Annotated in this window: 14 protein-coding genes; 7 read left to right on the top strand and 7 right to left on the bottom strand. The window is 62.9% G+C overall.

Annotation, left to right across the window (positions count from 1 at the left end):
* Nucleotides 1–30: 30 nt before the first annotated feature.
* Together pdxA and ACFQI8_RS17325 are read right to left on the bottom strand one after the other, a co-directional pair.
* On the bottom strand, nt 31–1038 hold the full coding sequence (gene pdxA, locus ACFQI8_RS17330; RefSeq protein ID WP_390247010.1) for a 4-hydroxythreonine-4-phosphate dehydrogenase PdxA: 1008 nt from the start codon (nt 1036–1038) through the stop codon (nt 31–33).
* Nucleotides 1038–2276: a four-carbon acid sugar kinase family protein gene (locus ACFQI8_RS17325; protein ID WP_390247008.1), complete on the bottom strand. Its 1239-nt coding sequence runs from the start codon at nt 2274–2276 to the stop codon at nt 1038–1040. Before ACFQI8_RS17325 ends, pdxA begins: the two co-directional genes overlap by 1 nt.
* 102 nt (nt 2277–2378) lie before the next feature.
* Here ACFQI8_RS17325 and ACFQI8_RS17320 point away from each other — a divergent pair, with 102 nt between their 5' ends.
* A complete protein-coding gene (locus ACFQI8_RS17320) occupies nt 2379–3791 on the top strand; it encodes an ABC transporter substrate-binding protein (RefSeq protein ID WP_390247006.1) in 1413 nt (470 codons plus the stop codon).
* Between the two features lie 127 nt (nt 3792–3918).
* Entirely contained in the window at nt 3919–4854 is a 936-nt protein-coding gene (locus ACFQI8_RS17315; RefSeq protein WP_390247004.1) for a dihydrodipicolinate synthase family protein, read from the top strand.
* Nucleotides 4855–5091: 237 nt separating this feature from the next.
* On the opposite strand, the gene ACFQI8_RS17310 is transcribed toward ACFQI8_RS17315, so the two are convergent.
* The gene (locus ACFQI8_RS17310) at nt 5092–5868 is read right to left on the bottom strand and encodes an aldo/keto reductase (protein WP_390247120.1); all 777 of its coding nucleotides are present in this window, start codon (nt 5866–5868) and stop codon (nt 5092–5094) included.
* 179 nt (nt 5869–6047) lie between these two features.
* Here ACFQI8_RS17310 and ACFQI8_RS17305 point away from each other — a divergent pair, with 179 nt between their 5' ends.
* The 5 genes from ACFQI8_RS17305 to ACFQI8_RS17285 all read left to right on the top strand — a co-directional run bounded on the left by ACFQI8_RS17305 (nt 6048) and on the right by ACFQI8_RS17285 (nt 11193).
* A complete protein-coding gene (locus tag ACFQI8_RS17305) occupies nt 6048–6992 on the top strand; it encodes a carbohydrate ABC transporter permease (protein ID WP_390247002.1) in 945 nt (314 codons plus the stop codon).
* Nucleotides 6989–7909, top strand: coding sequence for a carbohydrate ABC transporter permease (locus ACFQI8_RS17300; protein ID WP_390247000.1), 921 nt, complete (start codon nt 6989–6991; stop codon nt 7907–7909). The genes ACFQI8_RS17305 and ACFQI8_RS17300 overlap by 4 nt, the downstream gene beginning before the upstream one ends.
* Nucleotides 7910–8023: 114 nt before the next feature.
* The gene (locus ACFQI8_RS17295; protein WP_390246998.1) at nt 8024–9127 is read left to right on the top strand and encodes an ABC transporter ATP-binding protein; all 1104 of its coding nucleotides are present in this window, start codon (nt 8024–8026) and stop codon (nt 9125–9127) included.
* Between the two features lie 11 nt (nt 9128–9138).
* On the top strand, nt 9139–9972 hold the full coding sequence (locus ACFQI8_RS17290) for a DUF8054 domain-containing protein (protein WP_390246996.1): 834 nt from the start codon (nt 9139–9141) through the stop codon (nt 9970–9972).
* Nucleotides 9973–10035: 63 nt separating this feature from the next.
* A complete protein-coding gene (locus ACFQI8_RS17285; protein WP_390246994.1) occupies nt 10036–11193 on the top strand; it encodes a sialidase family protein in 1158 nt (385 codons plus the stop codon).
* Between the two features lie 636 nt (nt 11194–11829).
* On the opposite strand, the gene ACFQI8_RS17280 is transcribed toward ACFQI8_RS17285, so the two are convergent.
* The 4 genes from ACFQI8_RS17280 to ACFQI8_RS17265 are packed head-to-tail and all read right to left on the bottom strand — an operon-like array spanning nt 11830 to nt 15216.
* Nucleotides 11830–12039, bottom strand: coding sequence for a hypothetical protein (locus ACFQI8_RS17280; protein WP_390246992.1), 210 nt, complete (start codon nt 12037–12039; stop codon nt 11830–11832).
* Nucleotides 12036–13142 (bottom strand): ABC transporter ATP-binding protein, encoded by a 1107-nt coding sequence (locus ACFQI8_RS17275; protein WP_390246990.1) that lies wholly within the window; start codon nt 13140–13142, stop codon nt 12036–12038. Before ACFQI8_RS17275 ends, ACFQI8_RS17280 begins: the two co-directional genes overlap by 4 nt.
* On the bottom strand, nt 13139–14215 hold the full coding sequence (locus ACFQI8_RS17270; protein ID WP_390246988.1) for an ABC transporter ATP-binding protein: 1077 nt from the start codon (nt 14213–14215) through the stop codon (nt 13139–13141). Before ACFQI8_RS17270 ends, ACFQI8_RS17275 begins: the two co-directional genes overlap by 4 nt.
* Nucleotides 14212–15216 (bottom strand): ABC transporter permease, encoded by a 1005-nt coding sequence (locus ACFQI8_RS17265; RefSeq protein WP_390246986.1) that lies wholly within the window; start codon nt 15214–15216, stop codon nt 14212–14214. Before ACFQI8_RS17265 ends, ACFQI8_RS17270 begins: the two co-directional genes overlap by 4 nt.

The following is a 15216-nucleotide window of genomic DNA, read 5'->3' as shown; positions in this document are numbered from 1 at the left end:
CGAAACGGTCTGACGGGTTCTCCGTGTTCGTCACGCTCGCTCGACGGCGACGTGGGCGGCGGTTCGAATCGCGTCGACCATGCTCGACTCGGATGCGATTCCCTGACCCGCGATGTCGAACGCCGTGCCGTGGTCGACGCTCGTCCTGATAATCGGCAGTCCGACCGTCATGTTGACGCCGCTGACAGTGTCGGTACTGTCGAAGCCGAGCATCTTGATGGGGATATGTCCCTGGTCGTGGTACATTGAGACGACGCAGTCGTAGTCGCCGGCGGCCGCCTTGACGTAGACGGTGTCCGGCGGAATGGGCCCCTCAGCGTCGATGCCCGCCGCACGGGCCTGTTCGACCGCCGGTTCGATGGCGTCGTCGTCTTCTGTTCCGAGGAGTCCGCCCTCTCCGGCGTGGGGATTCAAGCCGGCGACGGCGATCGTCGGATCGTCGATTCCCAAGTCGTGCAACCCCTGATCGGTGACCGTAATGGTGTCGAGGACGTTCTCCGTCGTCACGAGGTCGCAGGCCTCGCGGAGCGGGACGTGCGTGCTCACGTGCGTGACGCGCAGTCCCCCCTCGATGAGCATCATCGAGTAGTTGTCCGTCTCCGTGTACGCCGCGAGCATCCCGGTGTGGCCCGCGAATTCGCTTCCGGCCCGTGCCGTCGCCTGCTTGTGAATCGGAGCCGTCGCGATGGCGTCGATGTCGCCTGCGATGGCGAGTTCGATGGCGCGTTCGATGTACCCCAGCGAAGCTCGTCCGTACGCTTCGTCGATTTCGCCGTGGGCGAGCGACGCGACGTTGTCGAGGTCGAGTACGGACAGCGTCGACGGGTCGGACCGAACGTCAGCGACGGTGTCGACCGCCTCGACGGTCAGGTCGCTCCCGCACTGCGCTACCGCGTGCCGGACCGCGTCTGCGTCACCGATGACGACGACGTCCGCGTCGTCGGTCACCTGCGGTGCTGCTTTGACGATTATCTCGCTTCCGATACCACCGGGGTCTCCCATCGTCACGCCGACGAGGGGTCTCTCTGCTCCCGTCATCACCGCGTACCGATGAAGTCGAGGCAATTAACTATTGTCGTCGGGTCACCGAACGACCCCGCCTTGGTCACAAGCAGCGTCTCGTCGGCTGAACCACCGCGAATTCTGGTGAGCGGAATCCCCTCCGCGAGTTCGATTCCCGTCAGTTCGAGCGACGTCACGTCGAGTTCGTCGAGCACCGCGATGGTCGTCGAGCCGCCGGTCGTGAACAGGCCGGTCAGTGGCCGCGACTCGTGGACTCTTCCGACGGTCGCGCGCAACGCCGCCGTGATTCGGTCTTTGACGGCGGCTTCGTCGAGTCCGAGCGCGTCCGCGGTCCGATTCACCCCGTCGACGGCGCCGGGAGACGCGGCCGACGCGACGACAGCGAAGCCGTGGACGCGCTGTGCGTCGAGAAGCGGGCCGAGCGCAGAGGCCGCGGCTTCTTCGGGGCGTTCGAGCATCGCCTCGGGGTCCAGCACTACGAGCGCGTCGTCCGGGACTGCGGTGAGTTGCTCGAACGACGTCTCGCTGACGCTCCCGGCGACGCCGAGTACCGCCCCCTCGACCCCGGCTGAGGGTGAGAGCGATAACGCCCCCGCGAGTCCGCCGCTCCCCGCGTAGGCCACCCCGGCGGCGAGTCGGTCGGCCGCGTCGGCGAGCGACCGAAGGTGTGTCTGAGATGTCGCGTCGGCGACGACGACGGTCGGCTCGTTGTGGTGTCTGTGTATCTCGGTGAGTCGCGACCGGACGGCCTGTTGTCCCGCGTTTACGATGCCCGTGTGTACCGTTTCGACGGGATATGGAATCGACGAGAGCAACTCCACGACGGACGACGCCGAGGGGAGATTCTCCGAGTCGGTGAGCGTCTGGAGGACCGGTTTACCGTCGACCAGTTGGACGCCGCCTTCCGTAGTCCGTCCGTTCGCGGGGAACGCCGGCGCGAGCAACAGCAGGTCCGGCGTCGCGGCGTCGAGGAGCGCCGTCAGTTCGTCAGTGACGTTCCCGCGGAGCGTCGAGTCGAGTTTCTTGTACAGGACGGGCGCGTCGTGCGCTGTCACGACGGTTCGAACCGAGTCGTACGCCTCCGTCGGCGACGATTCCCGCGTCTCCGTGTCGACGACGAGAACGTCACAGTCCGTCGGTGCGGTCGGGTCGAACACGACGTTCGTCCGATACCCCCGACTGGCGAATCGGCTCCCGGTGTCGTTCGCTCCGGTGATGTCGTCTGCGATGACGACAGCATTCAACTCGGTCATACTGTCTGGTTCCCCCCGGTCCCCATGAATGTTCGGCCGTTCTGTGCTACATGTCAACAATAGTTAGAAATGTATTTACATTACAGTCATGAATCAGATTTCATGGCATCGAACGAATGCCGAGACAGCGAGAGGAGTGTCACCCGACGCAGGAACGTCTTGAGAGCCGTCGGCGGCTCAGCAGTCGCCGGGCTTGCGGGGTGTATCGGCGGCGACGGTGGTGGCTCAGGGTCGACGCCGACAGACGGCAGTACGACCGGTTCGGTACAGGAAAACGGTTGGCCGGATTACAGCGGGCGCGAGATGCGCGTCGTCACCGACGAGTGTTCGGACGTGTTCAAGCGCGTCTGGGAGGACGCGTTCGCCGAGTTCGAAAACCAGACTGGCGCGTCTGTCACCCTCGAATGCGGTGCAGAGGGTCAGAGCATTCAAGAGCGTATCATTCAGCTCATTCAGTCCGGCAATCCGCCGGAGCTGTTCCCGACGTCGGTGACGCAATCGACGCAACTCCAGAACCAGGGGACGCTCGCGCCGATGACCGACTTGGTCGAGACGGTTACGGACCGACTGGGTATGCCCCACGAGCGGTCGTTTCTCGAACGCGACGGCGAGCACTATACGATTCCCTTCTTCGCGATTCCGTACCTGCAGTGGTACCGAGAGGACATCGCCGAGTCGAAGCCGGACTCCTGGGAGAACATGGTCAGTTGGATGGAGGAAGCCAGCAACTCTGACGAGGTGACCGACGCGACGCTGCTCCCGTGGTCGACGCACTACTGTAGCGAACTCGTCGCTCAATGCTTCCTTCGGAGTAACGGCGCAAACATGGCGACTCGGAACGACGACGGCGAGGTCGTGGTCTCTATCGACCAGGGAGAGAACCGCGAGCGCTGGATCGAGATGCTCGAATTCCGCAAACAGCTCCAGCCCTACACGGGTCCCGGCTCGGACATCGGCTGCGAGGAGCGAATCAACGCGCTTCACACCGAATCGGCGGCGCACACGACGTACGGCGGTGCGCGGCCGAAGATTCAGTCGATCGAACGCGACCGCGACTTCCACCAACACATCCGCGCCGAGCCGATTCCGGGCCCCGACGGCCCCGGGGAGTTCTTCGGCGTCATCAAGTCGATCTGTTCGTTCGAGGGATCGAACACAGACATGGCTAAGACGTTCCTCGACCGGTTCATCTTCCAACCGGAGTACTACGAGCGCTACATCAACATCCAGAACGCGCCGCTGTACCCGAAACAAAAAGAGGAGATCGACATGCGGGAGAAGCTCCCGGACTCCTACACCGACGAGGATATCGCGGCGTGGAAGTCCGTGACCGACGCGATTCCGCCGGCGCACGAGACCAGCCCACCGAACCCCTACGTCGATTCGATCTTCACGACGCGACCGGGGTCGACCGCCATCTCGCTCGTGATCAGCGAGGACATGGACCCCGGCGAGGCGGTCGACCAAGTCGCCGAGAGCGCTCGCGAGTCGCTGAATCAGGCGAAAGGGCCGTAACGACGCGTGAATCTCATTACAGACACCGGGGTCCGTCGTCACGATGTGCCGAAGGCCCCGTAACCACGACAGTGGACTCCGTTACATTCCAAACGACACACCGACTCAAACACGATCTCAACAACAGATGACCAACGAACTTCACGGCGTAAACCCCCCGCTTATCACCCCGCTCGACGCTGATGGCCAACTGAAAGACGACGCGTTCAGAGACGAGATTCGCTACCATATCGACGCCGGCGTTTCCGGCGTCGTCGTCGGCGGAAGCACCGGCGAAGGGATGCGAATGAGCAACGACCAGCTCCAGCACCTCTACGAAGTCGCGGTCGACGAAGTCGACGGCGCGGTTCCCGTAGTCGCGGGAGTTATCGCGCGGCAGACGCACGAGGCCACCACCAAAGCGGGGCTCGCCCGCGATGCTGGCGCCGACTTCCTCATGGTGATGCCACCGACGGGGTACGCCGGCTCGCATATGGCTGACAACGACTCGATTCGCGACTACTATCGCGCGATTGCGGACGTCTCCGAGCTCCCAATCGTCGTTTACGACGTCATGTCGTTGCTCGACCTCGACGCGGAACTCGTCGGCGACCTCGTCCGGGACATCCCGGAGATCGTCGGCATCAAGGTCAGCAGTACGCTCGATAACTTGACGCACTATCTCCGAGCCATCGGCGACGACGGCTTCGTGCTCGGCGGGATGAGCATCGCGCAGTTCCCGACGTACACGCTGGGCGTCAACGGCGGTATCGTGGGTATCAGCAGTGTTTGCCCGCGTATCTCCGTCCAAATCTGGGAAGCCACGCAACGCGGCGACTACGACCGCGCTCGCGAGCTTCACCTCTCTATCGTGCCGCTCATCCGCGCCGCGATGGAGGACTACGAGTCGAACTTCCCGGCTGGCGAAAAAGCCGCCATCGACGTCCTCGGGCGCGACTCGGGCCATCTCTTCCACCCGTTCGACGAGGTGGCGAACAGCGACGAGAAACGCGCGGCGATCGAGCAGGCCGTTGCACACATGCACGAACGGGGAACCAGAGAAATGGTCCCCGCCGACGATTAGGTCAGTAGTCCCCCGTCACGGATCCGTCTGCCATCCAATCGCGACGCAGACGCCGGTGCGCTTCCTGCCTGCGACGACCCAGCATACAGTCAGCGTCCCTCTGCCGACTTCCTTTCTGTGCCACCCAGGCACCGGTCCCGACGCGTGTCGGTTCGGAAGCCGAGGCACCCGTCACCTCGTGTGTCACTGTTGGTGACTCTCCCAGACGGTTCGTAAAATCCCGCTCTCGGGTCGGCGTTACCAGTCGACCCAGTCTCGGTCGGCAATTCGTAGCTCGCGGTCGATATCGCCGATACGAGCAAGTTCCTCCGACGCGAGTTCGATGTCCGCGGCTTCGAGGTTTCCTCGGATGTGGTCTTCGCTCGACGCCTTCGGGATGGGGTGGACCCCGTCTTTCGAGAGCAGCCACACGATGGCGACCTGCGCCTCGCTGAGGCCGTTTTCGCGGGCGATGTCGGTTATCTCCGGAATCTCGAAGACCTCGCCCCGGGCGAGCGGTGAGTAGGCAACGACGTCGATATCGTGACCGTGACAGTACTCGATGAGGTCCGGCTGCGGGAGCAGCGGATGCAGTTCGATCTGATTGACGGCGATTGGGACGTCGCAGGCGGCCCGCGCCTCGTCGAGCAGGTCGGTGGTGAAGTTACTCACGCCCACGTGTCGAATCAGGCCCTCGTCCCGGAGTTCGGCGAACGCGCCTAACGTGTCCGCGGCGTCGTAGTCCTTCGCTGGCCAGTGAACGTAGAGGACGTCGACGTAGTCCACGCCGAGGCGGTCGAGGCTCTCGGAGACCGCTTCGGGGACGCGGTCGGACGCGAGGTCGCCCGGCCAGAGTTTCGTCCCCAGGGTTATCTCTTCGCGGTCGACGTCCGCCCGTTCGATTCCGTCGCCCACGTAGGCTTCGTTGTCGTATAGTTGCGCCGTGTCGATGTGGCGGTAGCCCATCTCCAGCGCCGTTCGTACGCTCTCCGCACAGGCGTCCGGGTCGGTGTTCTGCCACGTTCCGAAGCCCACTCTCGGCTCTCCAAATACCATGGTCATCAGTACATTCTCGCATACTCCTACAATAATCTATGGGGGAGGATACGGCTTCGAGAGTCGCGCTCCGCCCGCTTTCGTCCTTTTCACTCGCCCGGGTGACTGCGGTGATGCGAAGATTTTTACCATTGGTTCATGAAGAATTGGCACGTTCCATGAGTACAATCAACAAGCATGGCTCTCGGGCTCGAGAACTACGAGACGAGGTGTTCGAGTTCCTCTCGAAGAAGAAGGTACTGGCCGCGCTGACGATTCTCCCGCCGATGTTGCTCTTCACGTTCGTGAATCTCGTTCCGATTGTCGGCGTCATCGGCGCGAGTTTCTTCAGCATCAACGCCTTCTCGAACGAGTGGCAGTGGATCGGCGTCGCCAACTTCGAGACGCTCTTGTCGAGCAATTCGTTTTACGATGCGCTCAGCCGGTCGGTCGTCTACGCGGGCGGTTCGGTCGTCATTCAGGTTGTCTTCGGCACCACCCTCGCGTTGCTACTCAACCGGTCGTTCAAGTTCGTCAACATCGCGCGGACGTTCGCGATTCTCCCGTATCTCATCCCGAACGCGGTCATCGGCTTCATGGCGCTCTGGATGCTGAATTCCCAGTGGGGAATCGTCAACCAACTCGCCGTCCAGATCGGGCTCACCGAGGGATACGTGTCGTTCTTCGGGAATCAGGCCTCGGCGATGCTCGCGGCGATTCTCACGAGTAGTTGGAAGGACTCTATCTTCGTCACGGTAATGGTGCTCGCTCGGCTGCAGGCCATCCCGGAGAGCTTCTACGAAGCCGCGAAGATGTCCGGCGCGACGGCGTACCAACGCTTCCGGGATATCACTCTCCCGAACCTGAAGGGCGTGTTCTTCATCGTGTTGCTGCTGCGCGCGGTATGGATGTTCAACACCTTCGACTACATCTGGGTCCTCACTCAGGGCGGCCCCCGCGGGGCGACGACGACCGCACCCATCTACGCGTACAACGTCGCCTTCGGGACGAGCCGACTCGGTATCGCGGCGGCCGTCTCGACCGTGTTGTTCCTCGTGTTGTTGGTCGCGGCGGTGTTGTACTTCCGCATCTTCGAACCGTCCGCGGAGGTGCGTGCAGAATGAGCATCCGCAACGACATCGGGCAGAAGTGGTCGAGCGTAAAACAGCGGACCGTAGACAAGCCGTGGAATCCGCTGACGCATCTCTCGCACCAAGGTCGGTCGAGAGGGTGGAACCTGCTTTTGAACGTCCTGTTGGTGCTGCTGCTCTTCGTCGTCGTCTTCCCGATCTTCTGGATGGTCAGCACGGCGCTGCGGCCGACCGACATGATTTACAACGTTCCGCAGACGCTGTTGCCGCAAGCCGTCTCGGTCGAGAACTTCGTCAATACGTTCGAGGGGACGAACTTCCCGACGTACTTCACGAACAGCATGATTCTCTCGGTCGGCGTCGTCGGCGTCACGACGTCGATGTCGACGCTGGCAGGCTACGGGCTCACGCGCATCGACATCCCACACAAGAAGACGTTCGCGAGAATCATCCTCTTCGGGTACATGTTCCCGCAGATCCTCCTCGCGATCCCGATGTTCATCTTCTGGAGTCGCATCGGCCTCATCAACAGTCACCTCGGTCTCATCCTCGCGGTCACGGCGACGGCGCTTCCGTTCGGCATCTGGCTGATGTGGAAGTTCTTCCAGAACGTCCCCATCTCGCTCGAGGAATCCGCCCAGATGGCCGGCGCGTCACCGTTCCGCGCGTTCTACGAGATCGCACTGCCGATGGCGAAACCCGGCGTTATCGCGGTCGCGATCTTCTCGTACGCGACGGCGTGGGGCGCGTACACGATTCCCCGAATCATCATGCCGACCAGTGAGAACTGGCCGCTGACCGTCGGTATCCACATGTTCACGATTCAGAAACAGACGCTCTGGGGAGAGGTGATGGCCGCGAGCGTGATGATGGTGATCCCGGCGTTTATCTTCGTCTTCGCGCTCCAGAAGTACCTGCTCGAAGGCTTCGAAGTCGGCGGACAGATGTAACGCTCGACCGCAGTCACCGCTGTCCCCTCGTTTCACCCTCGCAGTCGACTGAGAATCTGCACCCACCGAAACGTATAATGGGACAGTCTCACAAGATGTATATGGTTGTTAATCATGACTATTGAGGTCAGCTCCCTGCGGAAAGAGTTTAGTTCGCCGTCCGGCACAATAACGGCTGTCGATGGCATCGACTTCAGCATCGACGAAGGCGATTTCTTCACGTTCGTCGGCCCATCGGGGTGCGGGAAGACGACGACGCTCCGCTGTATCGCGGGGCTCGAAACGCCGACGAGCGGGAGCATCCGATTCGATGGCGAGGATATGACGGGGAAGCCGGCTCACAAGCGGAACTTAGCGATGATGTTCCAGAACATCGCTCTCTACCCGCACATGAAAGTAAAAGAAAACATCTCCTACCCGCTGAAAGTCCGGAACGTCCCGAAGCAAAAACGATACGAGAACGCCGAGGAAGCCGCGGACATCATGCAGATTCGCGAGTTGCTGGAGAAGTACCCCGGCGAACTCAGCGGTGGCCAGCAACAGCGAGCGGCCTTAGCGCGAACCATCGTCCACGAACCCGAAGCATTCCTGATGGACGAGCCGCTGAGCGACCTCGACGCGAAGCTCAAAGTCGAGATTCGCAAGGAGATCCAGCGCGTCCACGACCGCGTGAAGAAACCGACGATATACGTGACGCACGACCAGGAGGAGGCGATGACGATGAGCGACCGTATCGCGGTGTTCAACGACGGCGGCATCGAGCAGATCGGAACGCCGAACGAACTCTACCAGCGGCCGGCGAACCGGTTTGTGGCGAACTTCATCGGCAACCCGTCGATGAACTTCTTCGACGGCACCGTAAACCGCGCGAGCGGCGAGACGGTCGTCGTGTCGGTCGACGGTCGAGACGTCGAACTTCAGGTGGTCGATTCCACGCCGGTCGGAGTCGGTGACGAGATCACGGTTGGCGTCCGACCCGAAGACGTCAGACTCGACCGGAATGACGGTGATCTCGAAGGCGAAATCACCCTCATCGAACGGATCGGAAAGCAGATGCTGGCGACCATCGAGGGCCCGCAGGGCGAAATCAGGGTGACGCTCCCGGCCGACAACTCCTACGGAAAAGGAGAGGTGATTCGCCTCGCTATCGAGACTCGGGCGACGCATCTCTTCGATTCCGGGTCCGACGATGTCGTGACTCGCGGCCCGGACGTGTGACGAGGTGACCGATGAACTGGCTGCGTCACCGCGATTCGACCGTGCTCGACCGAATCAGGAATCCAGCGTACACGGGGGACAATCGGTGTCTCCCCTGTACTAGCGTGAACGCCGTCTTCGCCGTTGCCCTCGCGGGAGTCGTCGCGTGGGTGGGATCGCCGCTCTTGGGTGCTATCGCCCTCGCGGCGTCGGCCGCGGCCATCGGTCTCCGGGGGTATCTGATACCGGGTACACCGACGCTGACACAGCAATACCTCCCCTCGCGGGCGATGGCGTATTTCGAACACGGGCCGGAACAGACGGTCGTCGATTCGCACCCGGAATCCGTCGACGTGACTGACGGCGACCGCGACAACGTCCTCGTCGAAAACGGCGTACTTGTACCGTGCGACGGCGGGGCCGATTTCTGTCTGACGGACGCCGTTCGTCGTGCGTGGACGGACGCAATCGATGCCATCGGTGCCGACGTAGATACCGCGCTCTCGATGTCCGTCTTCGTCGATGCCGAGCCGTCTGACGTGGTTGTCGACGACTCGGCCGGCGGCTTCGCCGTCTCCGTCGACGGGGCGCACGTCGGTCGGTGGCCGTCGCGCGAAGCGTTCCTCGCCGACGCGGCCGGTGCGGTTGCGTTGGCGGACGAACTCTTGGGCTGGCACGGGCTGTCTTCGAGAACGCGCGGCATCGCCCTCGGCGAGCTTCGACTGTTCCTCGACCGCTGCCCGACCTGCGGCGGCGAACCCTATTTTCAGCATCGAACCGAAGAGACGTGCTGTCGGACGCGAACCGTCACGACGATGCGGTGTGCGGACTGCGACGCCTCGTTCGTCGAAGTCGTCGGCGCGTGACCCGTTTTCACTACCGTCTGCGGTATCTTTAATATCCCCGCCCCAACTCTGTGAAACAGACGCATGCTATCTTCACCCAAGAGAGTCGAGAGTGCCGAACACACCGTCGTCTACCACGGTGACGGCGAGTTCTCGGCGTGGCCCTTCAACGGCGGGATGTGGAAGACCGACGATGGCGTGGTCGTCGCGTTCATCAACCACGACTGCGATTACTCGGTGCCCGAGAACCTCCACGACGCCAAGGTCGTTCGCTACGGGAGCGTCGTCTCTCCGACCGAGAACAAGCAGAACCAGTTGAGCCACGCGCGGATCGAGACCTACGGCTCTATCCGTGCGATGCGAACTACCGACGGCGGCGACACGTGGACAGACGACGGCGTCATCTCGGATAACGTCGAGACCTCCGAACAGGTGCTCTACAACGAGATTCCGGACGTCGAGCCTCACGACTTCTCGAACCGGGACACCCTCATGGCCTGTTGGTCGTCTCCGCATTCAGCGGCCTCGGACGCGGTTCCCTGGGTGAAACTGTCCGACGACGGTGGTAACTCGTGGAGCGACGCGAAGCGTCTCCCAATGTTCGACTTCGAGCGAATACAGGGCCGTCCGTCGTACATCACCCGCGAAGACGGCACGCTCCTGTTGATGCTCACAGGGAAAACGGGCAGCGACCCCCACGACGTGCCGATCGTGTACGCGTCGTTCGATGGGGGGCAGAACTGGTCGTTCCTGTCGCAGATCGGCGGGAGCGAGAAGTACCGCATGCTGTGTCCCTCGCCAGTCCTGCTTGAGGACGGGACGCTCGTCGCGGCCGTTCGGTGTAAGATATCAGTCGACTGCGAGTGGACCGAAATCTACCGCTCGACCGACGACGGGCGCAACTGGTCGTTCGTCTCGCGCGTGAACGACCTCGGCGCACCGAGCAAACTCTTGGAGTACGATGGCTCGCTCGTGTGCATCTACGGCTACCGCCACCCGCCGTACGGCATCCGCGCCCGCGTGAGTCACGACGACGGTTCCACGTGGAGCCGCGAATGGGTTCTCCGTGACGACGGCGCGAACTACGACCTCGGCTACCCGCGGGCGGCCGTGCTCGACGACGGGACCATCCTTGCCACGTACTATTTCAACAAACAGGACGACGACGTCGCCGTCGACGGGGGTCCACGACACATCGCGGCCACCAGATTCGACCCGACAGAACTCCTCGCCGAGCGATGACCGCCCTGCGAGCAACCTCGTAACCACGCTTTTGCCACTAGCCGTGGCACCGTCTCGTCAGATGAGGCGCTGTTTCGATGCACCCCTACTAGTGTCTCGCTCGTCGTTTGCGGCGCAGTCCGTGGGAACTGCTCAGTCCCCGAGTAGATATGCGACGAAATCACCGAAGACGTGATTCTGCCAAGATAGTATAGTATAAAATAAACACAATTATGGAGCAGATACTCTTCCTCGCATTCGACCACGATATTAATTCCAAATGGAATTTATAATTTTATCACATTTATAAATCGAATTACCACTATATATCTATTTTTATCCGGAAAATTCACTAATATGCTCGACTATGAGAAATGTGGCTGATACTTCGTAGCGGAGCGACACCTTATTCTCGAAGAACAATATTGTATATATTTTCCTATGGTGTGGTGCTATCATGAGTCGGCCTTCGCTACACTGCTTGACTCACGCGCGTCCCGTGCGGATGGACACGACCAACAAACTGCGCTGTATATCGTGAAAACCGGTACCGACGCACCACGACCCGTCGCTCTGACCAGTGGAAATCGAAGTGAACGCTATCCGCTCGGTCGCGAGCAACGCTCCCGAACGGCTACCAAGGTGAGAGCGCTCCCACTACTTGCGGTCGAACTCGTCGTCGACCATCGCCAGCGCCCCGCCGGAGTTGAAAAGCAGGCGACTCACGACCACCCACGTCGGCACCGCGAGGACGACCAGCGCGACGGTGGTCGCAAGGGGCGACAGCGGCGGCAACAGCCCGCGGTAGAACCACACGATGGCGAACGTCAGGACGATGCGGAGCATCGGCTTGACGGCGAGGTTCATCTGTCGTCGTCTCCCCGTCCGTCGGTGACGAGCGTCGGTTCGGCGTCGAAGTTCTCGATGCTGAAGCGCTCGTCGACGGCCTGCGCGGCGCTCGGAACGCCCGCGCCGGCCTCGAACTCGTCGACGTGGATACAGGCGGCCTTGTGGCCGCCGGTCGCGCCCGCCACGTCGTCGAGCGTCGGGTCGACCGACGTGCACTCCTCGGTGGCCGCGGGGCACCGCGGGTTGAACGAACAGCCCGACGGCGGGTCGAGCGGCGAGGGAACCTCGCCTTCGAGCACCTGCCGATTTCGGGCGAGTTCGGGCACCGGTTGCGGAATCGCGCCCAATAGCGCCCGCGTGTAGGGATGCTGTGGGTTCGAAAACAGCTCGTCGGCGTCGGCGAGTTCGACGATTTCGCCGAGGTACATCACGGCCACGCGGTCGCAAACGTGGCGAATCACGCTGAGGTCGTGGGCGATGAACAGAAGCGTCAGGTCGAACTCCTCCTGCAAATCGTCGAGGAGGTTGAGAACCTGCGCCTGAATCGACACGTCAAGCGCGGAGACGGGCTCGTCGGCGACGATGAAGTCCGGGTCCACCGCGAGCGCGCGGGCGATGCCGACGCGCTGGCGCTGGCCACCGGAGAACTCGTGGGGGTAGCGGTTGGAGTACTGCGGCGGCAGGCCGACCGTCTCCATGAGTTCGTCCACGCGGGCGTCGCGTTCGCCCTCGTAGAGGCCGTGAATCTCCATCGGCTGTTTGATTATCTGGCCGACGGTCTTCCGGCGGTTGAGACTCGACGCGGGGTCCTGAAAGACGATTTGGATGCGCTTTCGCATCTCCGTCATCTCCCGGTCCGACAGCGCCGTCAGGTCGGTGCCGTCGTAGCTGACCGTTCCCTTCGTGGGCTCGTCCAGCCGGAGGACCGACCGCGCCGTCGTCGATTTGCCGGAGCCGGACTCGCCGACGAGTCCGAGCGTCTCACCGCGTTCGATGTCGAACGAGACGCCGTTGACGGCCTTCACCGTCTCGTCGGCTCCGAGCAGGCGGTCGATGAAGCCGTCGTTCTGCGTGAAGTACTTGTGGAGTCCCGAGACGGACAACAGCGGGTCGTCGCTCATCGCGACTCACCTCCGTCGGTCGCGGGCGCGACGCGGCGTCCGCCGTCCGCCTCCGCGCGCTCCGTCTCGATGGTCGACTTCGAGAGATTGTAGCCACGGGCGTGGAGACACGCGGCCTCCCGGCCGGGTTCGACCTCCCGCAGTTCGGGGTCGTACGACTCGCACTCGGCGGTCGCGTGGGGACACCGCGGGTGGAACGAACAGCCCGACGGTAGGTCGGTGAGGTTCGGCACGTCGCCCTCGACGGGCGTCAGCCGGTCTGTGTCGTCGGTCAGCCGCGGAATCGACCGCATGAGGCCGCGGGTGTAGGGGTGCCGCGGGTTCTCGAAGAGGGCGTCCACGCCGGCGCGCTCGACGACGCGACCGCCGTAGGCGACGGCGACGCGGTCGCAAGTCCCGGCGACGACGCCGAGGTCGTGCGTGATGAGGATGATGCTCATCCCGTACTTCTCTTGGAGTCTGTCGAGGACGTTGAATATCTGTGTCTCGATGGTCACGTCGAGCGCCGTCGTGGGTTCGTCGGCGATGAGCACGTCCGGTTCGCAGGAGATGGCCATCGCCAGCAACGCGCGCTGACGCATCCCACCGGAGAACTGGTGGGGGTAGTTGTCCACGCGCGAGGTCGGTTCGGGGATGCCCACGTCGGCCATGAGCTCGATGGTCCGCTCGCGGGCCGCCGTGTCCGACACGTCCTGATGGGTCTTGATGACCCGGCTGATTTGGTCGCCGACGGTGAACACGGGGTTGAGGCTCGTCATCGGGTCCTGGAACATCATCGCGATGTCGTTGCCGCGAATCGACCGCATCTCGGCCTCGCTCTTTTCGAGCAGGTCGTCGCCGCGGTAGCGGACGCTCCCTCCCTCGATGCGACCGGGGCTGTCGACGAGTTGGAGCATCGACAGCGCGGTCACGGACTTGCCGGAGCCCGACTCGCCGACGATGCCCAGCGTCTCACCCTCGTAGAGGTCGAACGACGAGCCGTCGACGGCCTTGACCGTCCCCTCGTCGGTGTAGAACCGCGTGACGAGGTCGCGGATTTCGAGCACGGGCTGTTCGTCCGGTTCGGCGCTCATCGCTCGCCTCCGTCGTTGCGGGGGTCGAGGGCGTCGCGCAGGCCGTCACCGAGCAGGTTGAACCCGAGGATGGTGACGACGATGACGAGCCCGGGGAACACCGAGTACCACCACTCGCCGCTGTAGAGGTAGCCGCGGGCGTTCGACAGCATCAGCCCGAGGCTCGCGTTCGGCGGCTGGATACCCAGCCCGAGGAACGACAGCGCGGCGCTGGCGAGGACGGCCGTCCCCATGTAGAGCGTCCCCTGGACCACGACGGTCGGCAGGGTGTTGACGGCGATGTCCTTCACGAGGATGTGTCGGTCGCTCGCGCCGAGGGACTTCGCGGCGTCGATGTAGTCTTCTTCCATCTCCTTGAGGACGGAGCCGCGCATGACGCGCGCGAAACTCGGGATGTAGACGACGCCGATGACGGCGATGACCTTCACGATGTTCGGGAGGGTGAACGAACTGTACTCCGTGCTCCCCACCCCGAGCACGCCGAGCACCGCGATGGCGAGGATGAGGCTCGGGAAGGAAAACAGGATGTCCATAAAGCGCATGATGACCTCGTCGACCCACGTGTTGCGGTAGTAGCCGGCGATTGCGCCGGCGGTCACGCCGAGCGCCATCGCGAAGCCGACGACGCCGAGCGAGACGGTCATCAGCGTCCGCAACCCGTAGATAATGCGCGAGAGGATGTCCCGGCCGTGGTGGTCGGTGCCGAGGTAGGCCGTCGTCGTGCCGACGACCTCGCCGTCGCTGTTATCGACGAGCATCTCGGTGCCCATCGGCATCGGGTTGTGTTCACCGTCCGGTGCCTCGAACTGCGTCGTCGGGTCGTGGGGGGCGAGAAACGGCGCGAACAGCGCGGTCAGGAGCATCGTGAGGATAATCGCGCTCCCCACGAGCGAGAGGGTGTTCTGGCGGAACTCCTTCCAGAACATCTCGAACTGACTGTGGTGCGTGCCGGGGGCCTGCGCGGCCGGCACCGCCTCGTCCGTGTGGTCTGTCGTTGCCAT

Source organism: Haloferax chudinovii (assembly GCF_042663345.1).
GTDB classification, from domain to species: Archaea; Halobacteriota; Halobacteria; order Halobacteriales; family Haloferacaceae; genus Haloferax; species Haloferax chudinovii.
Note: the sequence above shows the minus strand (reverse complement) of the source record. Positions and strands in the feature narration are given on the sequence as shown.